The sequence below is a fragment of the Leucobacter muris genome (assembly GCF_004028235.1).
Taxonomy (GTDB): Bacteria; Actinomycetota; Actinomycetes; order Actinomycetales; family Microbacteriaceae; genus Leucobacter; species Leucobacter muris.
Window position 1 is genome coordinate 712,343 of the sequence record NZ_CP035037.1, and the last position, 22,738, is coordinate 735,080.

Here is a 22,738-nt window from a genome sequence, read left to right on the forward strand (position 1 = left end):
CCGCCGTCGCGCCACGAGCGGCGTACCGTGTGAACTGTCGGGCAGGGCGCCCGACCGAGGGAGGCCCGCCGGCACCGCTCGGAGTGCCAACCTCGCTGAAACGGGGCAACCGCCCCGGAGCAGAGGAGCCATCGTGGCCGAAACCCAGCACCCCGCAACTCCCGCCCCGTCGACGCAGGCGCCCGGCGCGCACGAGAGCCTCGACGTCGCGCAGCAGGCGCAGCGCACCTACGTGATCGACACGTCGGTGCTGCTCAGCGATCCGTCGGCGCTCTTCCGCTTCGCCGAGCACTCCGTCGTGCTTCCCGTGGTGGTGGTCATCGAGCTCGAGAAGAAGCGCCACGACCCCGAGCTCGGCTACTTCGCGCGCCGCGCCCTGCGCATCCTCGACGAGTTGCGCGAGAAGCACCTGCGCCTCGACTTCCCGGTGCCCGTCGGCGACGCGGGCGGCACGGTGCGAGTCGAGCTCAACCACTCGAGCATCGAGACACTGCCGAGCGGCATGCGGCTCGGCGACAACGACACGCGGATCCTCGCCGTCGCGCAGAACCTCGCGGGGGAGGGCCTCGACGTCACGGTCGTGTCGAAGGATCTGCCGATGCGGCTCAAGGCCGCCGCGATCGGACTCGGGTCCGAGGAGTACCGGGCCGAGCAGGCCCACGACGACGCCTACAGCGGCACCGCCTCGATCGACCTCGACGAGGAGCGGATGCGGGAGCTCTGGGACGAGGACGGTCTCGGGGGCGTGGCCGAGGTCGAGGGCCTGCCGCGCGGCACCGGGCTGATCGTCACCTCGCCTCGCGGATCCGCCCTCGGCCGCGTGGACGGCCCGGGATCGCTGCGGCTGGTGCGCGGCGACCGCGAGGTGTTCGGCGTGACGGGCCGCAGCGCCGAGCAGCGCCTCGCCATCGACCTGCTGCTCGACCCGAACTTCGGCATCGTCTCGCTCGGCGGCAGCGCCGGCACCGGCAAGTCGGCGCTCGCGCTCGCCGCAGGGCTCGAAGCGGTGCTCGAGCGGCGGCAGCACCGCAAGATCATGGTGTTCCGGCCGCTGTACGCGGTGGGCGGTCAAGAGCTCGGCTACCTGCCGGGCGACCGCGAGGAGAAGATGGGGCCGTGGGCGCAGGCCGTGTTCGACACACTCGGCTCGATCGTCTCGGAGAACGTGCTCGACGAGGTGATCGCGCGCGACCTCATCGAGGTGCTGCCGCTCACCCACATCCGCGGCCGCTCGCTGCACGACGCCTTCGTGATCGTCGACGAGGCGCAGTCGCTCGAGCGGGGCGTGCTGCTCACGATGCTCTCGTGCATCGGCCAGAACTCGCGGGTGGTGCTCACCCACGACGTCGCGCAGCGCGACAACCTGCGGGTGGGCCGCTACGACGGCATCGCGGCCGTGATCGAGAAGCTCAAGGGCCACCCCCTCTTCGGGCATGTGACCCTCACGCGTTCCGAGCGCAGCGAGATCGCGGCGCTCGTGACGGAGCTGCTCGACACCCCCTGAGGCGAGCCGAGGACCGCAGCCGAGCCCCTCCCCGATCATCGGGGAGGGGCTCGGCCGCGCGGGTGCTCAGCTCGGGCGCTGCCGCGCGAGCTCGTCGAGCCGAGCCCGCACCACGGGCCAGAACGCGTCGGCCCAGACCTCGTAGCCCCGATCGTTCGGGTGGAAGGCGTCCTCGGCGAACTCCGTGAGGATGCCCCGCACGCCGCGGGCCCGCGTCGCCTCGTAGATCGGCACCACCGAGAGCCCCCGATCCTGCGCGACGGTGCGCAGGATCCGGTTCGCCTCGCGCACCCGGCGATCGTTCCAGGGCAGATGGAAGCAGGGCACTTCGCCCACGATGGTGTGCGAGGGCAGCGCGTCGATGATGGTCGAGATGTTGCGGTGGAACGCCAGCGGATCCCACTGCGCGATGTCGTTCGCCCCGATGTCGAGCGTCACGAGATCGGGGCTGCGCCGCGCGAGCACTTTCGCGGCGCGGGGCAGCTGGTCGCGCGCGCACAGGTTCGACGGCGCCCCCGAGACCCCGAGGTTCGTGACCGCGATCGGCTCGCCGAGACAGGCCTCGATGCGATCGGCGAGCTGCCCCACGTAGCTGCGCCCCGGGGTGCTCGCACCGATGCCCTGCGCCGTGGAATCGCCGAGCGCGAGGTAGAGGAAGTCGCCCGGCTGCTTGCGGCGCTCGCGCCACCAGGCGGCGGTCACCGGCTGCATCTCGGCGAGCCGCATGAGCGGGCGGTTCGCCCAGGTGTAGAGCCGCTGCCACTTCACCAGCTGCGCGATGGTCGCCGCGGCCGACAGCGCGAGGGCTTTCGCTCCGAGTGCGGGGGATCGGGCCAGCATCATCCCTCCAGCGTAGCGACCGTCCCTGACCCGATTCCCGGGCGGGGCTGGCAGAGCGGTCCAGAAACACGAGGGGGTTCGGGATCACCCGATCCCGAACCCCCGGCGCGTGAGCGCTGCGCTACTTGGCGACGCCCGGGTGCGTCATCGAGAGCAGGTCGAGGGCCTTGTCGAGGTCGGCCTCCGAGACCTCGCCGCGCTCGACGTAGCCGAGGTCGACCACGGCCTCGCGCACGGTGATGCCCTTGGCGACCGAGTGCTTCGCGATCTTCGCGGCCGCCTCGTAGCCGATCAGGCGGTTGAGCGGGGTGACGGTCGACGGGCTCATGCCGGCGAGCGCCGCTGCGCGCTCGAGGTTCGCCTCGAGGCCCTTGACCGTCTTGTCGGCGAGCACGATCGAGGCGTTCGCGAGCAGTCGGATCGACTCGAGCAGCGCGGTGCCCATGACGGGGATCTGCACGTTGAGCTCGAACGAGCCCGACGCGCCTGCCCAGGCGATCGTCGCATCGTTGCCGATGACGCGCGCGCACACCATGAGCACGGCCTCGGGCACGACGGGGTTGACCTTGCCGGGCATGATCGAGGAGCCGGGCTGCAAGTCGGGGATGTGCAGCTCGGCGAGGCCCGTGTTGGGGCCCGAACCCATCCAGCGGATGTCGTTGTTGATCTTCGTCAGCGACACGGCGATGGTGCGCAGCGCGCCCGAGGCCTCGACGAGGCCGTCGCGGTTGGCCTGCGCCTCGAAATGGTTGCGGGCCTCGGTGATCGGCAGGCCGCTCGAGGCCGCGATCTCGGCGATGACCTTCTCGGGGAAGCCGAGGGGGGTGTTGATGCCGGTGCCGACCGCGGTGCCGCCCTGGGGCACCTCGGCGACGCGGGGGAGGGCCGCCTCGACGCGCTCGATGCCGTAGCGGATTTGGGCGGCGAAGCCGCCGAACTCCTGGCCGAGCGTGACGGGGGTGGCGTCCATGAGGTGGGTGCGGCCCGACTTCACGGCCGACTTCCACAGCTCGGCCTTCTGCTCGAACGCCTCGGCGAGGTGCTCGAGCGCGGGCTTCAGCTGCTCGATGAGCGCCCCGGTGACGGCGATGTGCACCGAGGTGGGGAAGACGTCGTTCGACGACTGCGACGCGTTGACGTGGTCGTTCGGGTGCACGGGAGCGCCGAGGTGCTTCGTGGCGAGGGTCGCGAGCACCTCGTTCATGTTCATGTTCGACGACGTGCCCGAGCCGGTCTGGTAGGTGTCGACCGGGAACTGGTCGTGGTGCTCGCCGCCGATGATCTCGTCGGCCGCGGCGACGATGGCGTCGGCGATGCCGGCGTCGAGGATGCCGAGCTCCTTGTTGGCGATCGCAGCGGCGCGCTTGATGCGGGCCAGGGCCACGATCTGGGCCGGCTCGAGGCCCTTGCCCGAGATGGGGAAGTTCTCGACGGCGCGCTGCGTCTGAGCGGCGTAGAGAGCGTTCTTGGGGACGCGCACCTCACCCATGGTGTCGTGCTCGATGCGGTACTCGATTTCGGTCACTGTGCTTCTGCTTCCTTTACTGGTGGGGCGTCCCCCCCCGAGCCTGTCGCGGGGGGACTGAGCGCGGCAGCGGCCCCCTCGACGGGCTCGGGGGCCGGGTTCTGACGGAGATCAGTCGATCGGGGCGAGCTCCAGCTCGACCGGGCCGACCACCGTGTAGGGCACGGCGCGCCCCTCGGTGAGCCGGTACTGGCAGCCGACGATCGCGAGCCTGCCCGCGTCGACCGCGTCGCTGATCGTGCGCGAAGTGCGCAGCAGCTCGTTCACGGTCGCCGCGAGGTGCAGGCGCCCCACGGCGTTCGCGTCGATCCTGCTCGCGTCGGCGTAGGGGGTGTCGGAGTGGTCGCGCAGCCAGAGCTGCTGCACGGAGGGCTGGATCGGCGCCAGCGTGTTGCGCACCGAGACCGTGACGCCGGAGGGCTCGCGGCTCGACTGGTCGATCGCGGCGGCGACCGCCCCGCAGGAGTCGTGCGCGAGCACGACGATGAGCGCGGACCCGAGCTCGGTGACGGCGTACTCCATCGATGCGGTGATCGACTCGGCGACGACGTGGCCCATGTTGCGGGCGATGAACAGGTCGCCAAGGCCGCAGTCGAAGATGATCTCGGCGGCCATTCGCGAGTCGGCGCAGCCGAAGAGCGCGACGTCGGGGGTCTGCTGGTTCACGAGCTCCGTGCGGCGCTCGACGTCCTGGTTGGGGTGCGCCGAGGCGCCGGACACGAAGCGCTCGTTGCCCGCGGCGAACGTGTCCCAGGCCTGCTGCGGGGTGACGCGGGGGGCGGTCATCACTGCTCCTTCGGGGTGTTGAGGGAATCGGCGACCTCAGCCGCCAGCAGGCGGAGGGTCGCCGGGGAGTCGGTGCCGTAGACGAGGATCGTGTCGCCCTGCCACTCGCCCTGCAGGCCGAACAGCATGTTGCTCGAATCGGGGTTGCGGTCGGGGTGCTCGTAGACGATCCAGTCGATGCCGCCGAGCTGCTCGGCGCCCGTGGGGGACTGCTGCTCGAGCGCCTGCGAGACCCACTTCTCCTCGACGGGGGCGCCGTCGGCGGTGAAGGCCTGCACGACGGCCGCGTAGGCCTCGTGCCCGGTGGTCTCGTCGACGGTGGTGTAGTCGATCTGCCAGGAGGTGACGCCGTCGCGCTGACGCAGGCCGGCGCTCTTCGCCTTCCAGCTCTCGGGGGCCGCGGGAGCGGCGAGGGTGCGGCCGGCGCTCGGTGCGGCCTCGACCGCCAGCGACGCGACGTCGACCGAGTGATCCTCGAACGCGCTCTTGCCGCCGACGAGTCCCGGGGCCATGAGCACGATCACGACCATGAGACCGAGACTCACGAGCAGCGAGAAGACCAGGTTGTTGACGGTCTTGCGCTGACGGTAGAGGCGGCTGTCGTTGGCCTTGCGCGCCGCGGTCTCGGCTGCGGTCTCGGGGCGGCCGAGCTCGGCGACGACGACGGGCGGTTTCTGCTTCTTCGCCATGCGCTACGCGTCCGCTCCGGAATCGGAGCCGGCGGGCGCGCCCTGCCTGGCGGCCTCGAGGCGCTGCCTCGCGCCCAGCAGCCACTCCTCGCACCGCGCGGCCAACGCCTCGCCGCGCTCCCAGAGCTGCAGGGACTCCTCGAGCGTGATGCCGCCCTGCTCGAGCCTCGTGACCACCTGGACGAGTTCGTCGCGCGCCTGTTCGTAGCTGAGCGCGGCGGGATCCTGGCTTGCCGTTTCTGCCATGCCGCCCAGCTTACCTTCCGCCGCTGACAACCGCGGCCCGCCGGCCCCCGCTCAGGACTCCGCCGGCGAGCCGGCGGAGCTCGCGTCGAGGCGGCCCCCCGACAGCGACAGCCGGATCCGGGTCCCCTCCGGGGCATCGACCGGATCGCGCAGCACCTCATCAGGCGCCCCGTCCGGCCCCATGAGCTGCGCGATGGCGTACCCGCGCTGCAGCGTCGCCTGCGGCGAGAGCGCCCCGAGGCAGGCGCGCGTCTCGACGAGCGAGCGGGCGCGATCCTCGATCGCCCGATCCGCGAGCTCCGTGCCCCGCGCCACCCAGCGCACCAGCTCCTCGGCCCGCTCGTCGACGATGCGCTCCGGCTGCGCCAGCACCGGGCGACCGCGCAACTGCGTCACACGATCCGTCTCGTGCGCGAGCAGCTGCCCCAGCCGTGCGCTCATGCGCGCCCGCGCCTGATCGAGGCCCGCGAGCTCCTCGCCCACATCCGGCACCACGCGCTTCGCCGCGTCGGTGGGGGTCGACGCGCGCAGGTCGGCCACGTCGTCGAGCAGCGGGCGATCCGCCTCGTGCCCGATCGCGCTCACGAGCGGCGTGCCCGCGCTCGCCGCCGCGCGCACCACGCGCTCGTCGCTGAACGGCAGCAGGTTCTGGAAGTCGCCTCCGCCGCGCGCGACGACGATCACCTCGACCTCCGGATCCCGATCCAGCGCCTCGATGCCCGCCGCCACCTCGCCCGCCGCGCGGTCGCCCTGCACGGCCGCGTAGTGGATCTTGAAGCGCACGCCCGGCCAGCGCAGCGTCGCGTTGCGGATCACATCCTTCTCGGCGTCGGAATCCCGGCCCGTCACCAGCCCGATCAGGCCGGGCAGGAAGGGCAGGGCGCGCTTGCGACCCGCGTCGAACAGCCCCTCGGCCTGCAGCTGACGGCGCAGCCGCTCCAAGCGCTCGAGCAGCTCGCCGAGCCCCACGTGCGAGAGCTCGAAGACCTGCACCGTGAGGCTTCCGCCCTTCACCCAGAAGTTCGGCTTCACGAGCGCGACCACGCGGTCGCCCTGCGCGAAGTCGCTCGTGAGCCGCTGCGCCACCGAACGCCACACCGTGAAGCTCACCGTCGCGTCCTGGCCGAGATCCTTGAGCTTGCCGTAGACGTGGCCGCCGCGCAGCTGCCACTGCGTGATCTCGCCCTCGATCCACACCTGCCCGAGCCGGTCGATCCACGCCGCGATCTTCTCGCTCATCAGGCCCACGGGCCAGGGGGCGTCGCGGGTGGCGGGGGCGTTCGATCCTGCTTCGGCCATGCCGCCCAGCATAGGGCGTCGCGTTCGTGGGGGCGCGGTGCGCGGCGCGCGTGCGGGGCCGGGCCGGGCCGCGCGTGCCGCGGCGTGCCGCGAGTGCCCGCCGTGTGCCGCGAGTGCCCGCCGTGTGCCGCGAGTGCCCGCCGTGTGCCGCGAGTGCCCGCCGTGTGCCGCGAGTGGTCGAAATGTGCGCGGATCGGCGCGAACCGGAGCCCTTTTCGACCACTCGAGAGCCGCCGGTACAGTGCCCGAGGCCGCGCCCGCGGCGCCCGCGAGCGCGACCCGGCTTCGCACCAGGAACGGCCGGTAGAATCGGCAGCATGAGTGACACCGCCCAGCAGACCGCCCCAGCCCCGCAGGTCCGGGATCCGCGCACCATCGGCGCACCGGTCGTGAGCCTTGCGATGCCGCGGCTGCGGCGAGAGGTCGGGCGGCTGAAGAACCGGCCGGTCGAAGGGGAGAAGAAGGTGCTGCTCGCGGCCCCCCGCGGCTACTGCGCCGGCGTCGACCGCGCGGTCGTCGCCGTCGAGAAGGCGCTCGACCGCTACGGCGCACCCGTCTACGTGCGCAAGCAGATCGTGCACAACGTGCACGTCGTGAAGACCCTCGAGAAGATGGGCGCCATCTTCGTCGACGAGGTCGACGAGGTGCCCGAGGGCGCCAACGTCGTGTTCTCCGCCCACGGCGTCTCGCCCGCGGTGGTGAACGCCGCTGAAGAGCGCGGGCTGCACGCGATCGACGCCACCTGCCCGCTCGTCACCAAGGTGCACCGAGAAGCCGTGCGCTTCGCGAAGCAGGACAAGGAGATCCTGCTCATCGGCCACACCGGCCACGAAGAGGTCGAGGGCACGAGCGGCGAGGCGCCCGACCACATCACCATCGTCAACTCGCCCGAAGGCGTCGACACCCTCGAGGTGAAAGACCCCGACCAGCTCGTGTGGCTCTCGCAGACGACCCTCTCGGTCGACGAGACCATGGAGACCGTGCGCCGGCTGCGCGAGAAGTTCCCGAAGCTGCAGGATCCGCCCAGCGACGACATCTGCTACGCCACCCAGAACCGCCAGGTCGCGATCAAGAAGATCGCCCCGCAGGCCGACCTCGTGATCGTCGTCGGATCCTCGAACTCGTCGAACTCCGTGCGCCTCGTCGAGGTGGCGCTGGAGTACGGCGCGAAGGCGGCGTACCGCGTCGACTTCGCGAGCGAGGTCAAGCAGGAGTGGCTCGACGGCGTGCGCACCGTGGGCGTGACGAGCGGCGCCTCCGTGCCCGAGGTGCTCGTGCAGGAACTGCTCGACGACCTCGCCGACGCCGGATACGCCGACGTCGAGGCGACCGTCACCGCCGAAGAGGATCTGGTCTTCTCGCTGCCGAAGGAGCTGCGCCAGGACGCCTCGGGCAACCGCGATGAGCGCGCCCTCGGCGGTCGGGTGCGCTGAGGCGCACCGATCGGCGGTGCGAATCTCTGAGGTCGGGCCGCCCGGCGACCGCGGTCTGCCCTCTGCGAGGAAGCGGTCGCCGAGCTGTTCAGCAGTCGCGCCCTACGGCTGCATGGAGTTCATGTAGTCGAGGAGCTTCTGCATCGCCGAGGGGTCGTCGGCCGCCTGCATGAGCTCGGGCACGCTCATCATCGCGATGAGGGTGAGCACGAACGTGAGGATCATCGCCAGCGCCCCGGCCGACAGCGGCACCCAGAAGGCGAGCTTGCCGCCGCGCATCCGCTGAATCGAGAACACGAGCGCGACCGCGTAGAGCGCGAACATGGAGAGCGCGCTGACCGTGCTGAACGTGCCGATCCACGATGGCGGAGTGAAATCGGCGATCTCGAGGGCGTCGCCCACGAGGGAGAGCGTCGGGGGCAGCGAGAACAGCACGAGCGCGGTGTAGAGCGCCCCGAAGGCCCCGATCGCGAGCAGCGCGATCGTCACCGCGATGTCGCCCGTGCGGCGGGGCTTCGCCTGCGGCGCACGGGGTGCGGCGAAGCGCGGCGGCTGCTGTCGCTGAGCGGGCGGAGCGTCGGCTCGGTAGGGCGCGGGATCGCCGTTTCCGCTCTGCGCCTCGGGCTTCGCGGCGGGCGCCGCCTGTGGCGGGGCCGCGGGGCTCTGGCTCACGCCGAGGTTGTGGGGCACCCCGGAGACGGAGCCCTGATCCGGGACCTCGGCCCGAGCGGGCTCGGCGCCCTCGGGCTTCCACTCCCAGCCCTCGGGAGCGTACTCGCCGTAGGCCGGGGTGGGGCGTTCGTCGCGCGGATCCGCCACTACGCGCTCACCGACTTGCCCGCCGAGCCGAGCTGCTCGGCGGCGAGCACGATGCGGGAGGCCATCCCGCTCTCGGCGGCCTTGCCCCACGCGCGCGGGTCGTACTGCTTCTTGTTGCCGACCTCGCCGTCGATCTTGAGCACGCCCTCATAGTTCTTCAGCATGAAGTCGACCACGGGCCGGGTGAACGCGTACTGGGTGTCGGTGTCGATGTTCATCTTGATGACCCCGTTGCGCACGGCCTCGGCGATCTCGTCGGACGAGGATCCCGATCCGCCGTGGAAGACCAGGTCGAGCGGCTTCTCACCGGAGCCGTACTTGTGCTGCAGGCCCGACTGGATCTCGGCCAGCAGCTCGGGGCGCAGCTTGACGCCTCCCGGCTTGTAGACGCCGTGCACGTTGCCGAAGGTGAGCGCCGTCAGGTAGCGGCCCTGCTCGCCGAGGCCGAGGGCCTCGACCGTGGCGACCGCGTCGTCGATGGTCGTGTAGAGCTGGTCGTTGATCTCGTGGCTGATGCCGTCTTCTTCGCCGCCGACGACGCCGATCTCGACCTCGAGGATCACCCCGATCGCCGCGAGGCGGGGGAGCAGCTGCTTCGCGATGTCAAGGTTCTCGTTCAGCGGGATCGCCGAGCCGTCCCACATGTGCGACTGGAAGAAGGGGAGTCCGCCCTGCGCGACGCGCTCTTCGCTGGCCGCGACGAGCGGCAGCACGAAGCTTTCGAGGTGCTGCTGGGGGCAGTGGTCGGTGTGGAGGGCGACGGTGACGTCGTAGGCCTTGGCGACCTCTTCGGCGTACTTGGCGAAGGCGATCGCGCCGCCCGCGCGGTTCTTCACGGTGTGGCCGGCGAAGTAGTCGGCGCCGCCGAAGCTGACCTGGATGATGCCGTCGGATCCGGCCTCGGCGAAGCCCTGCAGTGCCGCGTTGAGGGTCTGCGAGCTCGACACGTTGACCGCGGGGAAGGCGAAGCCGCCGGTCTTCGCGGCGTCGAGCATGGCTGCGTACTGTTCCGGAGTTGCAACTGGCATCTGTGCTCCTTGGCGTCGTGAAGGATCGGCCCGGTGCCGCTCCGAGAAACCAGTCTACGCGGTAGGGTGTGGGTATGACTGAACCTGTTTCGCTGGGCGAATGGCAGCCCGATCGCAACCTCGCAATGGAACTCGTGCGAGCCACCGAGGCCGCTGCGATGCGGGCCACTCCGTGGATCGGGCGCGGCGACAAGAACGCCGCCGACGGTGCCGCGGTCGACGCGATGCGGCGCTTCCTGTCGACGGTGAACATGAACGGCGCCGTGGTGATCGGCGAGGGCGAGAAGGACGACGCCCCGTGGCTGTACAACGGTGAGCAGGTCGGCAACGGCGAGGGCGCCGAGTGCGACGTGGCCGTCGATCCGATCGACGGCACTCGACTCACCGCCGAGGGCCGCCCGGGCGCGCTCTCGGTGATCGCGGTCGCCGATCGGGGCAGCATGTACGACCCCTCGGCGGTGTTCTACATGGACAAGCTCGTCTGCGGCCCCGCGGGCGTCGGTGTGGTCGACATCCGCCGCCCCATCGGTGAGAACGTGCGCGCGCTGGCTCGAGCGAAGGGAGTCGACGTCTCCGACATCCGCGTGGCGGTGCTCGATCGCCCGCGTCACGAGCAGCTCATCGCCGACATCCGCGATGCGGGCGCCGGCACACGACTCATCATGGACGGCGATGTCGCGGGCGGCGTCAACGCCGCGCGCTGGGACTCCCGCATCGACATGTGCGTGGGCATCGGCGGCACGCCCGAGGGCATCATCACGGCCTGCGCGGTGAAGGCGCTGGGCGGCGTGATCCAGGGTCGTCTCTGGCCGAAGGACGACGAGGAGCGCCAGAAGGCGCTCGACGCCGGTCACGACCTCGATCGTGTGCTCGAGGCGAACGACCTGGTGGCGAGCGACAACTGCTACTTCGTGGCGACGGGCATCACCTCGGCCGACTTCGTCGACGGCGTGCAGCGCCGCGGCCCGTTCGTGCGCGCGGAGAGCATCGTGATGCGCTCGCACTCGGGAACGATCCGTCACGTCATCAGCGACATGGATCCCGACCGCTGGAGCTGACTCCGGCCCGGTCGCGGTCTTCGAAGGCTCAGGCGTTCTCGCCTGGGCCTTCGTCGTCTGCCGCTGGCTGGCGAGGCTCGCGCTCGGCCCAGAATGCACTGTTTGCAGCGGGTCCTCCGTCGGCCGCGGGTGTTTCGTCGCGTGCGAGTTCTCCGTCTGTCGCGGGTCGTCCCTCGGCCGAGACTCTTTCGGCTGTTGCCGGTGCGCCGGGCGCGGCCCCTTCGCCGTCTGCGTCGGAGTCGCCCGCGGGGCGGAGCTCGGGCGCGATGAGCGGGCGCACCGCGTCTTCGAGCTGCGCCGGTTCGGTGCCGATCTTCTCTCCGTTGAGTGCGCCGATCTTGCGGGCGGTGGGCAGCACCTGGCGCTCGAGCGAACCGATGTAGGCGTTGTAGTCTTGCACACCGCGCGACAGTGTGCGGCCGAGCTTGTCGAGGTGCGACGCGGTGCGCCCGAGGCGGGTGTGGAGCTGCCGGCTGAGGTCGAACAGCGTGCGCGCCTCGGTGGTGAGCGACTCCTGGCGCCAGCTGTGGGCGACCGACTTGAGGATGGCCCACAGACTCACCGGAGAGGCGAGGGCGACGCGCCGCTCGAAGGCGTACTCGAGCAGCAGCGGATCGGTGTCGAGGGCGCTCGACAGCAGCGACTCGCTGGGCACGAATGCGACCACGAGCTCGGGGGAGTCGGCGAGTGCGGTCCAGTAGCCGCGGTTGCTCAGCGCGACGATGTGATCGCGCAGGGCCTTCGCGTGCCGGTTCAGCAGCGCGGAGCGGCGTGACTCGTCGTCGACGTGCTGCGCTTCGAGGTAGGCGTCGAACGGCACCTTGGCGTCGATCGCGATGCTCTTGCCGCCGGGTAGGCGTACGACCACGTCGGGCCGAGCGGCTCCGTTCTCTGACGGGAGGTGCTGCTGTACCTCGAAGTCGACGTGCTCGACCATACCCGCGGCTTCGATGAGGCGGCGCAGCTGGGTCTCGCCCCAGAGCCCGCGCGTGTTGTTCGAGCGCAGAGCCGCGGCCAGGCTTTCGGCGGTGCCCCGCAGCTTCTCTTCGGCGCGGGCCGCTTCGCGCAGCTGCTCGGCGAGCTCGCCGTGCTGGGAGGCTCGCTGCTGCTCGATCGTCGCGACGGTGCGCTCGAGCTTGCCCAGCGAGTCTCGCAGCGGTGCGAGCTGCTGCAGCACGCGCTGCTCTTCGCGGTCGATCTCGGAGCGCTGCTGGGCGTTGAGGTGCGCGTCGCGCAGGCGATCCTCGAGCCCCTGCACCCGCGTCTCGGCGGCGGCGAGCTCCTCGCGCAGCAGGCGCGCCCCGGCCTCGGCGTCGAGTCTCGCCTGCTGCACCGCCAGCGTGCGTTCGCGCTCGGCCCGCATCTCGGCCTCGGCGATACGCCGGGCGGCGCCGGAGGCCGCGACTCGATGCCCGGCGATGAACCCGGCCACCCCGAACACGAGGGCCGCGACGACGATCAGGAGAAGGGTGAGGGTGGTCATGCGCACATCGTCTCAGGTACCACTGACATTCTCGCTGCGGAGCGCCCGGCGCTACAGCTTGAGGGGGATCGCCTTGAGCTGCTGGATGCGCAGCCCCGTCTTCTTGGCGAGCGCCGACACGTCGCCGACCTCGTGCCGTCGCGCGGCATCCGAGATGATCGCGGCGCAGGCCTCGGCGTCGGCGAGGGCGTCGTGGTGCGCGAACTCGCCGAACCCGGCGGCCTCGGCCGCGAGCGGCAGACGGTGCGACGGGATCTCGTAGGTCTTGCGCGAGACCTGCACGCTGCAGAGGTAGCGCAGGCGCGGGGTCGGAGTGATGGTCTCGGCGCAGGCCGCCCGGATCACGCCCATGTCGAAGCTGGCGTTGTGGGCCACCGCCACGTCGTCGCCGATGAAGTCGCGCAGCTCGGTCAGCTGGCCGGCCCAGTCGCGAGCGGCCGTCACCATCTCGGCGGTGATGCCGTGGATCTTGACGTTGAAGGGCAGGAACGCCGCGTGCGCCTCGGGCGGGCGGATCAGCCACTCGACGCGATCGACCACGCGCCCGTCGCGCACGCGCACCATGCCGACCGCGCAGGCCGAGGAGGGGTGGCTGTTGGCGGTCTCGAAATCGATGGCGGTGAAGTCGACGGGCACGCATCTAGGGTGTCACACGCCTCTGACATTCTCGCGCGGACGGCATCTCGCACCGGCTCTCCGACTCACCGGCGTTCGGGTACCGGGGAGTGCGCCGGCGCGCTGGGCGCCCGGTCCAGGGCGGGGTGCGTTGCGAGACGACGTGCCGCGTCATCGCGGCGTCGATCCGAAGCTCCCGTCTTCGCCGCTCGGGCGATCCAGCGCTCGATGCGCGCCGGGCTGCGGTACCTCACGCCGAGCAGGCGGTGCACGCGGAAGGGCCGCACCCCGCAGAATGTCAGCGTGTGACGGGTCACCTGCGCCACCGCGTGAGTGCCGGTGAACGGCAGCGCGATGGCCGGCGTGTCGGCGAGCAGGAAGAGGCGACCGCTGCGGCCGCGCAGGAGGCCTCGGGGGAGCCCCCGGGCGGGATACACGTACTCCTGCTTCGGCAGCAGCGCGCGGTCGAAGAAGCCTTTGAGGACAGCCGGGACCGACCCCCACCACATCGGGCTGACCACCACGATGCGCCTTGCGAGGTGCAGGGCATCGCGGGCGTCCTGCAGATCGGGTTCGATCTCCATGCGCTTGCGGTAGCCGAAGCGCATATGCGGGTCGAAGCTGAGGTCGCGCAGGGTGAGCAACCGCGCGTTCCCGTGAGCTTCCGCGTAACCGCGCGCGATGGCCGCGGTGAGCGAGTCCGGATCGGGATGTCCGTCGATGACGAGGGTGGAGAACACGGGAGATCCAATCTTGACAGCGTCAATTAATCTGGGCACTGTCAAGTTAGGGGATGATGTTGCGCATGTCAAGTTCTCGCGACGGGTACCACCACGGCAGCCTCGCTCGGGCGCTCGAAGACGCCGCGATGCAACTGCTCGACACTCGACCCGCCCACGAGATCAGCCTGCGAGAGGTGGCCCGCGCCGCGAACGTCAGCCACAACGCGCCCTACCACCACTTCACCGACCGGCGCGGGCTGCTGAAGGCGCTCGCCGAGCGCAGCATGCGAGAATTGCTCGCCCGAGTTCGAACGGCCGCCGAGAGCGCTCCGACGCCCGCTGCCGCCCTGCGGGCCGGAGGAGCGGCCTACATCGATTTCGCGGTCGAGCACCCCCACGCCTTCGACGCCGTCTACGACCCGACAGTGTGCATCCCCGGTGCGCCCACCGAGACGATGGCTCCGCTCGTCGACGCGCTCGAGACGGCCCTCTTCGCAGCCGCCGCAGGGGCGGGCCTGAGCACCGAAGCGGACGCCAACGCCGTCTGGGGCCTGGTGCACGGCCTCGGCACGCTGAGCGCCGCCGGACATCTCACTCCAGAGCAGGCCCGGGCGTCGTGCGCGGCCGCGTTCAATCGCCTCTTGCCCGAGGGCTGAGGATCGGAGCAGGGAATGGCCGGGCGAGAGCCGGATCCGCTCCCGTGCTGTGCTGGGGTCACCCGCGCCCCGGTCCTGTGCTCCGCCACAGGCTCGCCCACTGCGGAGGCGTGAGATCACGCGGCAGCGCCGCCGCCGAGATGGATGCGCGCCGCAGCGCAGCGGCGGTCGCGGTGCGGCTGATCCCGAGCCCTCGCTGCAGGTTCTGACCGATCCCCCGCCCGCGGGCGGTGAAGACGCGCCGCACGAAGCGCTCGTAGGCGGCGCGCTCCGAGAGCGGCACCAGGGGCGAACCGCGCCGCGAGATGTCGAGCAGCCCGCCGTCGACGCCGGGCACCGGACGGAACGCCCTTGCCGGCACCCGGCACCGCAGCCGGAAGTCGAACCACGGCGCCGACTGCCCGGTGAGGAGGGTGCCGCCGCCCACGCCAGCGCGCTTGCGGGCGACCTCCCACTGGGTGATGAGGATCGCCCGCTCCCAGTGCGGCGACCGCAGCAGCTTGCGCAGCAGCGGCGTGGTGAGGTGGAAGGGGAGGTTGCCGACGACGACCGGCGCGTCGAAGGCCGTGCGCAGGGCGTCGGCGTGCACCACCGTCGCGCCCGGAAAGCGCCGTCTGAGGCGGCGCACGCGGTGCTCGTCGAGCTCCACGAGCGTCAGTGGGCGCCCGAGGCTGGCGAGGTCGGCGGTCAGCGCGCCGTCACCGGGTCCGATCTCGAGGATCGGGCCCGCGGTATCGCGCGCGAGTTCGGCGATCTGCTCGATCGTGGGCCGGTGGTGCAGGAAGTTCTGGCCGAGCTCGTGCCGGCCGCCGTAGCGCGACCGTGCGTCGGCGAGGTGTTCTGAGTGCGGGTGCGCGTGCATGAGGCGCTCCATCCGAGAGAGGTGCGGAGCGCCCGGAGGCGTGCTGCAGCAGCGGCGATCCGGGCGCGATGGGCTCGGAGGTCGGCGCGTCGAGCTGCCCGATCCGTGGCGGGCGTGCGTTCAGAGGCTCACGCGCGGACGGGGTGCGGGGCAGCGGTTCGGGATCGCGCCGTCAGGCGCGACGATCCCGGAAGAAGGCGCGCTGACCGAGCGCGCTGCACAGTGTTCCCATGCGCACCACCGTAGCAGCCCAGGCCCCGGATGTCAGGGGCGCCCCCTGCGGTGGCGCGGGTCGGCGGGCGACTGCCTGCCGCGGCCCGCGCCGGTGCGCGGTACGGTGGAGATCGCTTCCTACGCATCGAACCGCAGCGCGAAAGGCCGGTGGTCACATGTCCGTCGTCAAGATCAACGCCATCTCAGTTCCGGAGGGGAAGGGGCCCGAACTCGAGGCGCGATTCGCCGCCCGCAAGCACGCGGTCGACTCCTCGCCCGGATTCCAGGGCTTCGAACTGCTGCGCCCGGTGCAGGGCGACGAGCGGTACTTCGTCGTCACCCGCTGGGAGACGGAGCAGCATTTCGAGGCGTGGCGCGACTCGCGCGGCAACGCCGACGCGCACGCGCGAACCGATGGGGAGCAGCCGCGCAAGCCGGTGGCGACCGGGGCGGAGCTGCTCGAGTTCGAGGTCGTCGACCTCGACGGCATGAGCTGAGGCCCGGGGCGGCTCGACGCTCGGCGGGCTGCCCGGCTTGTCACTCCGTGCTTGGGCTCCTGCTCGGGCTCTGCCGCGATGCATTCTGTCGCACAGACCCTCGGATCTCACGCGTGTCTCGGACGAGATCCCGTCATCCGCTCCGAAACGCGGGTGAGATCCGAAGCACGGGCGCGGAAAATATCCCCCGGGCCCCGTAGAGGATCCCGTGAGCGCCCGCCAGGGCGGCCAGCCCCGGGGCGCCCCGGGGGTCGCGTAGACTGGACCCTCGTGGCTCTTACAATCGGAATCGTCGGCCTGCCCAACGTGGGCAAGTCCACCCTCTTCAACGCTCTCACCCAGAACGACGCGCTCGCCGCGAACTACCCGTTCGCGACCATCGAGCCCAACGTGGGTGTGGTGAACCTGCCCGACGCGCGCCTCGACAAGCTCGCCGAGATCTTCGGCAGCGAGCGGATCCTGCCCGCCCCCGTCAGCTTCGTCGACATCGCCGGCATCGTGCGCGGCGCGAGCGAGGGCGAGGGACTCGGCAACCAGTTCCTCGCGAACATCCGTGAGGCCGATGCGATCGCGCAGGTGGTGCGCGGCTTCAGCGACCCCGACGTGGTGCACGTCGACGGCGCCGTCGATCCCGCGAGCGACATGGAGACGATCAACACCGAGCTGATCATCGCCGACATGCAGACGCTCGACAAGGCGCTCGTGCGCCTCGAGAAGGAGCTCAAGAACCGCAAGATCGACGCCTCGGTGGTCGAGACCGCGAAGGACGCCCGAGCCGCCCTCGACGAGGGCAGGGTGCTGTCGCACGCCGGCCTCGACCTCGAGCCGATCAGGGAGCTCGGCCTGCTCACCGCGAAGCCGTTCCTCTACGTCTTCAACGTCGACGAGGGCGTGCTGCAGGATCGCGCGCGCCTCGACGAGCTCGCCGCGCTCGTGGCGCCCGCGAAGGCGATCTTCCTCGACGCGAAGATCGAGAGCGAGCTCACCGAGCTCGATGCCGAGGACGCCGCGGAGCTGCTGGCCTCGATCGGCCAGGAGGAGAGCGGGCTGGATCAGCTCGCCCGCGTCGGCTTCGACACCCTCGGCCTGCAGACCTACCTCACGGCGGGTCCCAAGGAGGCGCGCGCCTGGACGATCAAGAAGGGCGCGACCGCCCCGCAGGCCGCGGGTGCGATCCACACCGACTTCGAGAAGGGCTTCATCAAGGGCGAGATCATCTCGTTCGAGGATCTCGTCGAGGCCGGCTCGGTGGCCGAGGCCCGCGCGAAGGGCAAGGCGCGCATGGAGGGCAAGGACTACATCATGCAGGACGGAGACGTCTGCGAGTGGCGTTTCAACGTGTAGCGCCGCTTCGCTTGAGCCGCCAATCCCGCCGGTAGAAGCAGCTTGGCTCCCGCTTCCGCTTCCGAAAAGCCGGTGCGTCGCCCTCGTTCAGCTCGGTTCGGGCCCTGCCGACTTACAGATCGGGACGGGCGATCGACTCGAGGGGTGGCCAACGAGGAACTTCGTCGGCTTCGAGCAGGTCGCGAGAGAATCGGCACCTCTCCGCGCGGTCTGTCGAAGCGTGGATCGTGCGATTGAAGCGCGCTGTCATGATTCTTCTTGTCGTGCATGGGTGAACTCGAGTCAGTCGCACAATGCGGCGCGCAGCGCAGGGAACGACCAGCGTGCGATGCCAGGAGCGTCGTCAGTCTGGGTCGAGAGGCTCCAGGTGCGCAGTGCGGTTGAAGTTCTCGTAGGATGGGAACAGGGGACCCACGATCGGGCATGATCGTTTTCATCTCAACCACCCCTTCTTGAACTAGTACTGTGCTGCCGGGGGAACAAGCGTTGAAGAAGATCGTCTCAGGAGTGATCACTGCTGCGCTCGCCTTGTTGTTGGCGTTCACCGATGTGGTCGGGGGTGTGACGTCGATCTCCGCGGCGGTCGCCGCAGACATGCCGGCGATCACGCTCAACGGGACGGTCGCGCAGGGAGACCCGGGGTATCTCAACCCGAAGGCGGTCGTGCTCTCCTCGGGTACGGAGACGCGGGTGAGCTACCGCCTGGTGCCCGACTACGCCTCGGGTGAAGCCGTGGGAGTACAGGTCAAGATCTTCCTGCCGTCGCTCGAGTACGTGGATGGCGAGTATCGGGTGCTGGGCCGGGATCGGGCGCCGAGCGAGCTCGGCATCCAAGGCCGAGTGGTCGCAGGCGGCGGATGGCATGTGGTCTCGGACACGACGGTCAGGGGCGGGCCGGTCATCATGGAGTACGACGGCAGCCTGGGCGCCGGAGCGAACCCCGCATTCGACCTCTACCTCACGACCTACAACGACGGGACGGACGGGCCGTACGGGGGGAGTGCCGGAGGGCACGAGCTTCGAGCTCAACGGCTTCGTATCGTACGAGATGTTCAACCGCGTCGAGGGATCGTCGTGGAGCACCCCGTACGAGCTCGACGACGAGTCACGTGTCTCGGTCATCTCCTCCGATCTGACGTGGGAGACCGACATCCAGTCGTACGTGCCGGGAGGTGGCCCGGATCTCGTGCCCATCTGGGATCGCTACCAGTACATCGACTACGTCTACTCCATCACCAACACCTCGGAGAACGTCGCCTCGAACATCGACGGTTACTCGGCCACGTTCGACATCGACTCCACCGCCAGCAACGTCAACGGCATCATCCCGTTCGACATCAACCGTTGGGTCTACAACGAAGACGGGCCGCCCGCGGTCAACGACGACCTCAACTACATCTCGGGACAGTTCGTCGGGGTGCCGGGCCAGGGTGGCATCCTCATCTACGACGTGACCGACTGGGACGGCGAGAGCGAGCTCACCGACGAGATCCCGTACACCTATTCGGGCACTGGCCTGGTCACGATCGATCGCCAGCACGGCGCCGCCAAGCAGGAGCTCACCCCCGACGGCGTAGCGGGTGCGACCGAACGCAAGTTCCTCATCTCGCTGCCGCTGAGCCGTCAGGGGTTCCCCAACCCGCCGACGAACTTCAAGGTGGCGGCGATCACGAACGTGCTCTTCGCGAAGACCGCCAACTGGGCGAAGACCCGCGTGGTCGAGCGCGAGATCGTGCTGCCCGCCTACGACTTCGCCTTCACGCACACCACGCGCCAGAACGATGTCGTGTACGGGTACGAGACGTACAACGAGATCACGGATCTCCGCAGCGACTCCAACGCGCCCGTGTTCGACCCCGTTCTCGCTTATCAGGTCGACGAGGACTTCGCGCTCGACCGGGTCACCTACGAGTTCGATCAGATTGCCGCGGAGTCATTCGAGAACGCGGAGATCACATACTCCTACATCGATGAGGAGACGGCGGAGGCGGTCACCAGGACCATTTCGCCGATCCTCCGCGAGCAAGACGAGGACACGGGGCTCGTGACGCTCACGTTCGACGTCTCGGAGCTGCGGGAGCTCGACTGGGATCGCACCCTCTCGCTGAGCCTCGTCGACCGCGTGGAACCGGGGTCGACGCTTCCCCTGAGCATCAAGGTCTTCGGCGAACCCTACCGGGTGGGCGAGATGGCCTCCCAGGCGACGGTCACCTACATCGAGAAGATCGCGAGCAACGACGACTTCGGGCAGAACACCACCTACACCGAGGTCGAGCATCAGACCGCGGTCGACACGAGCTTCAACGTGATCTACCCCGAGGAGGTCATCCCGAGCATCCAGGTGAGCATCGACGGCAAGGGCGCCCGCGCCACGGTGCCGTACGAGACCGCGAGCCTCATCGACTTCCTCTTCGGTGTGAACGACACGGTCGCCGAGAACTCGACCACCACTCTCGTGCTGAACACCGACGCGGAGAGGGTCAAGAACGCCGAACTGATACTTCGGGCGGCCCTGTTCGAGCATGCCCAGAACCTCCGGGTCTCTTACGAGACCATGGACGGCGACATCGAAGAGATCGACCTCAGCGCGTACGCGGGTACCGGAGACTTCAACGTCGCGCTTCCCGAACGGGCGGCCAAGGTCATCATCGACTCCGACGAGTTCGCCTCGAGCGGCTCGGCCAACTTCGTCTCCGTCTCGGCGCAGATCGGCCACGGGCTCGACAAGCTGCACACCGTCACGGGTGAGATCCGCACCTACCAGCCGAAGCCGTACGACAGGGACACCACCCGCACGGCGACCGGAACCATCGACATCCAGCTGCCGAACGAGCTCGTTCCCGCGGTCGACGTCATCGGCGTGTACGGTTCCCGCAAGACGCAGACGACCACCCACGTCGGTTACGAATCGACGTTCGGGGTCGAGTACCAGCTCGACACCCGAGGAGTGAACTCGCCCTCGTCGGAGTACGTCATCGACACGCTCGCGCCGACGAAGTCGGGCTCGCTCGAGTTCCGCAGCATCTCCCTGCAGGAAGCGCTGCTCGACAGCATCACCGACCCGAAGGTGACCTTCGTCGACCGTTCGGGCGACGAGCAGGAGTTCACCTCGTCAGAGGTCACCTCTGACGAGGTGACTCTCGAAAACGTCGCCAAGATCATCGTCTCGGGTGAGAACCTCCGTCTCGACGGGCTGCAGACGATCGCGATCGTCGAGTACAGCGCCGACATCGAGATCGGCTCGTCCCAGACGGTGCGCGCCACTTTCTCCGGCACTCAGGAGCCTCCGTACGAGAACAGCAAGACCGCGACGAAGAACAACCAGATCATCGTTCGCGAGACCAAGACGGAGGTGCAGGTCGAGGGCGTCAATCAGGTCAACAAGGGTCTCGGCGTCGGCAACGACTACTCCGTCGACATCTATCGCTGCTGGTCTTGCGGAACCTGGTACGGTACCGCGGATTACACCCTTGACCAGGGCTACAAGTCGCTGGGCGGCTTTACCTCGACGGTGACTCGCCCGACCGCAGCGTACGACAACAACGATCAGCGGGTGACCGTCGAGGCCGATCTGCCCTACGAGCACTTCGACCTGTACTACCTCAAGATCCGCGAGGCGCTGCAGCCCTACATCGACACCGTCGACGTGTACCGCGTGGTCGACGGCGAGGAGGTGCTTTGGAAGTCGGTGCCGGGCAGCGAGTGGGTGAACAACACCCAGGAGGGCTCGGGATTCTGGCGGATCAACACGGCTCGCCCCGATATGAATTGGCCTGGTTTGAGTTCCGACCGGTTTTCCTGTCAACCTGTCGGTGACAGAAGTTCCTCGGCCTCAGTATAGTAGGCCTGCTCGACCTCGATCGGGGTACGCATATCGAGCTCCCCGTGAAGGCGCTCATGGTTCCACCACCACACGTATTCGAGGGTCGCGAGTTCGACCTGCTCAACCGTCCGCCAGGGGCCCTGCTGTCGGATCAGTTCGGTCTTGTAGAGGTTGTTGACCGCCTCAGCCATGGCATTGTCAAAACTGTCGCCGACCGTCCCGGTCGAGGGCACTGCTCCGAGTTCCGCAATGCGATCCGTATAGACCATGGCGGTGTAATTCGACCCGTGATCGGCGTGATGGATCAGGCCATCGAGCCTGCCGCCCGATTGCCACGCAGCCATATCGAGTGCCTGCATCGGCAGAACCTCAGATTTCAGCGTCGCAGCGACATTCCAGCCCACGATTCTGCGCGAGTACACGTCAGTGACGAACGCGACATAGGCGAACCCAGACCAGGTGGCGACGTAGGTCACGTCGCACACCCAGAGCTTGCGCGGCCCGTCAGCGGCGAATCTCCGGTTGACGAGATCGGCAGGCAGTGCCGCCGTTTTGTTAGGGCGTGTGGTGAACACGCGCTTTGATTTCCGTACCCCGCGCACGCCGGCGAGCCGCATCAGACGCTCGGTCTGGTCGCGGCCGATCTTCCACCCCTCACGCTTCAGCAGGGCATGCATCTTCCGGCGCCCGTACACGCCATAGTGCTTCGCGTGGAGCCGCCGGATCTCAGGGAGGAGCAACTCGTCGCGCAGCTGCCTGGCTGAGGCCGACCGGGCTTTCGCGGCCCGGTATCCGCGGGAGGTGAGGAACCCACGAACTGCCGCACGCAGCGTACGACAGAGGAACTCGACCCCGAAACGATCACGGTACTCGTCGATGAATCTGATCATTTCGTTCGTGGCCGGTCGAGTTCCTTCGCGAAAAACACGCTCGCGGCTTTGAGTACCTCGTTGGCCTTACGGAGCTCGCTCACCTCGCGGCGTAACCGCCGGTTCTCCTGGGCCATATCGATCGAGGTGCCAGGCTTCGCGCCGGTATCGATGTCGTAGCGGCGCTGCCACACGCGCAGCGTCTCCGGGCTCACTCCGAGGAGCCCACCGACGTGTCGGCAGGCCGCGGTCAGCGACTCGTGCTCGGGACGGGCTTCGGCGAGCATCCGAAGTGCGCGCTGGCGAAGTTCAGGGTCATATTTGCTTGGCATCGTAGTTCCATCCTTGTATAAAGATCGGAACTCAAACCAGGCCAATTCACATCGGCTCGGTCGACGCCTACTCGCCCGGGGCCGATGCGGAGGAT

Annotated in this window: 20 protein-coding genes; 7 read left to right on the top strand and 13 right to left on the bottom strand. The window is 69.3% G+C overall.

The window, feature by feature from the left end; translation table 11 throughout:
* The first annotated feature begins 133 nt into the window (after positions 1-133).
* Positions 134-1,504 (top strand): PhoH family protein, encoded by a 1,371-nt coding sequence (locus Leucomu_RS03245; protein ID WP_194294567.1) that lies wholly within the window; start codon positions 134-136, stop codon positions 1,502-1,504.
* 66 nt (positions 1,505-1,570) lie between these two features.
* Here Leucomu_RS03245 and Leucomu_RS03250 read toward each other — a convergent pair whose 3' ends face one another.
* The 6 genes from Leucomu_RS03250 to xseA form a co-directional block, all read right to left on the bottom strand.
* Positions 1,571-2,347, bottom strand: a complete 777-nt coding sequence (locus tag Leucomu_RS03250; RefSeq protein WP_128386329.1) for an SGNH/GDSL hydrolase family protein — start codon at positions 2,345-2,347, stop codon at positions 1,571-1,573.
* Between the two features lie 118 nt (positions 2,348-2,465).
* On the bottom strand, positions 2,466-3,869 hold the full coding sequence (locus Leucomu_RS03255; protein ID WP_128386330.1) for a class II fumarate hydratase: 1,404 nt from the start codon (positions 3,867-3,869) through the stop codon (positions 2,466-2,468).
* A 111-nt stretch (positions 3,870-3,980) separates the two neighbouring features.
* Positions 3,981-4,655: a carbonic anhydrase gene (locus Leucomu_RS03260; protein WP_017882969.1), complete on the bottom strand. Its 675-nt coding sequence runs from the start codon at positions 4,653-4,655 to the stop codon at positions 3,981-3,983.
* On the bottom strand, positions 4,655-5,344 hold the full coding sequence (locus tag Leucomu_RS03265; protein WP_128386331.1) for a DUF4245 family protein: 690 nt from the start codon (positions 5,342-5,344) through the stop codon (positions 4,655-4,657). The genes Leucomu_RS03260 and Leucomu_RS03265 overlap by 1 nt, the downstream gene beginning before the upstream one ends.
* A 3-nt stretch (positions 5,345-5,347) precedes the next feature.
* Positions 5,348-5,590 (bottom strand): exodeoxyribonuclease VII small subunit, encoded by a 243-nt coding sequence (locus tag Leucomu_RS03270; protein ID WP_017882971.1) that lies wholly within the window; start codon positions 5,588-5,590, stop codon positions 5,348-5,350.
* A 51-nt stretch (positions 5,591-5,641) separates the two neighbouring features.
* A complete protein-coding gene (xseA, locus tag Leucomu_RS03275; protein WP_041204993.1) occupies positions 5,642-6,889 on the bottom strand; it encodes an exodeoxyribonuclease VII large subunit in 1,248 nt (415 codons plus the stop codon).
* A gap of 401 nt (positions 6,890-7,290) precedes the next feature.
* On the opposite strand from xseA, the gene Leucomu_RS03280 reads away from it, so the two are divergent.
* The gene (locus Leucomu_RS03280) at positions 7,291-8,322 is read left to right on the top strand and encodes a 4-hydroxy-3-methylbut-2-enyl diphosphate reductase (protein ID WP_128387762.1); all 1,032 of its coding nucleotides are present in this window, start codon (positions 7,291-7,293) and stop codon (positions 8,320-8,322) included.
* Between the two features lie 102 nt (positions 8,323-8,424).
* On the opposite strand, the gene Leucomu_RS03285 is transcribed toward Leucomu_RS03280, so the two are convergent.
* Entirely contained in the window at positions 8,425-9,141 is a 717-nt protein-coding gene (locus tag Leucomu_RS03285; RefSeq protein WP_031289621.1) for a DUF6264 family protein, read from the bottom strand.
* The gene (fbaA, locus tag Leucomu_RS03290) at positions 9,141-10,169 is read right to left on the bottom strand and encodes a class II fructose-bisphosphate aldolase (protein ID WP_128386332.1); all 1,029 of its coding nucleotides are present in this window, start codon (positions 10,167-10,169) and stop codon (positions 9,141-9,143) included. Before fbaA ends, Leucomu_RS03285 begins: the two co-directional genes overlap by 1 nt.
* Positions 10,170-10,243: 74 nt before the next feature.
* On the opposite strand from fbaA, the gene glpX reads away from it, so the two are divergent.
* Positions 10,244-11,227 carry a class II fructose-bisphosphatase gene (gene glpX, locus Leucomu_RS03295; protein WP_128386333.1) on the top strand — a complete coding sequence of 328 codons (984 nt, stop codon included), beginning with the start codon at positions 10,244-10,246 and terminating at the stop codon, positions 11,225-11,227.
* Between the two features lie 28 nt (positions 11,228-11,255).
* Here the strand turns inward: glpX and rmuC are convergent, their stop codons facing one another.
* The 3 genes from rmuC to Leucomu_RS03310 all read right to left on the bottom strand — a co-directional run bounded on the left by rmuC (position 11,256) and on the right by Leucomu_RS03310 (position 14,065).
* The gene (rmuC, locus tag Leucomu_RS03300; RefSeq protein ID WP_017882976.1) at positions 11,256-12,710 is read right to left on the bottom strand and encodes a DNA recombination protein RmuC; all 1,455 of its coding nucleotides are present in this window, start codon (positions 12,708-12,710) and stop codon (positions 11,256-11,258) included.
* A 51-nt stretch (positions 12,711-12,761) separates the two neighbouring features.
* Complete coding sequence (locus Leucomu_RS03305; protein ID WP_017882977.1) at positions 12,762-13,346, bottom strand: 3'-5' exonuclease; 585 nt, start codon at positions 13,344-13,346, stop codon at positions 12,762-12,764.
* Positions 13,347-13,411: 65 nt separating this feature from the next.
* Entirely contained in the window at positions 13,412-14,065 is a 654-nt protein-coding gene (locus Leucomu_RS03310) for an NAD(P)H-dependent oxidoreductase (RefSeq protein ID WP_017882978.1), read from the bottom strand.
* 65 nt (positions 14,066-14,130) lie between these two features.
* Between Leucomu_RS03310 and Leucomu_RS03315 the strand changes: the two genes are divergently transcribed.
* Positions 14,131-14,703, top strand: coding sequence for a TetR/AcrR family transcriptional regulator (locus Leucomu_RS03315; protein ID WP_017882979.1), 573 nt, complete (start codon positions 14,131-14,133; stop codon positions 14,701-14,703).
* A gap of 58 nt (positions 14,704-14,761) precedes the next feature.
* On the opposite strand, the gene erm is transcribed toward Leucomu_RS03315, so the two are convergent.
* Positions 14,762-15,565, bottom strand: coding sequence for a 23S ribosomal RNA methyltransferase Erm (gene erm / locus Leucomu_RS03320; RefSeq protein WP_128386334.1), 804 nt, complete (start codon positions 15,563-15,565; stop codon positions 14,762-14,764).
* A gap of 389 nt (positions 15,566-15,954) precedes the next feature.
* Between erm and Leucomu_RS03325 the strand changes: the two genes are divergently transcribed.
* From Leucomu_RS03325 to Leucomu_RS03335, 3 genes are all read left to right on the top strand, one after another.
* Entirely contained in the window at positions 15,955-16,275 is a 321-nt protein-coding gene (locus Leucomu_RS03325) for an antibiotic biosynthesis monooxygenase family protein (RefSeq protein ID WP_017882981.1), read from the top strand.
* A gap of 270 nt (positions 16,276-16,545) precedes the next feature.
* On the top strand, positions 16,546-17,619 hold the full coding sequence (ychF, locus tag Leucomu_RS03330) for a redox-regulated ATPase YchF (protein ID WP_128386335.1): 1,074 nt from the start codon (positions 16,546-16,548) through the stop codon (positions 17,617-17,619).
* Between the two features lie 1,000 nt (positions 17,620-18,619).
* A complete protein-coding gene (locus tag Leucomu_RS03335) occupies positions 18,620-21,460 on the top strand; it encodes a hypothetical protein (RefSeq protein ID WP_194294568.1) in 2,841 nt (946 codons plus the stop codon).
* Here Leucomu_RS03335 and Leucomu_RS03340 read toward each other — a convergent pair.
* Positions 21,421-22,643 (bottom strand): IS3 family transposase gene (locus Leucomu_RS03340; RefSeq protein ID WP_128387751.1). Its coding sequence is split into 2 segments (ribosomal slippage): positions 21,421-22,358 and positions 22,358-22,643, totalling 1,224 coding nucleotides; the frame shifts between segments, so codons are not numbered across the junction. The two genes, Leucomu_RS03335 and Leucomu_RS03340, sit on opposite strands and share 40 nt — an antisense overlap.
* Positions 22,644-22,738: the final 95 nt, after the last annotated feature.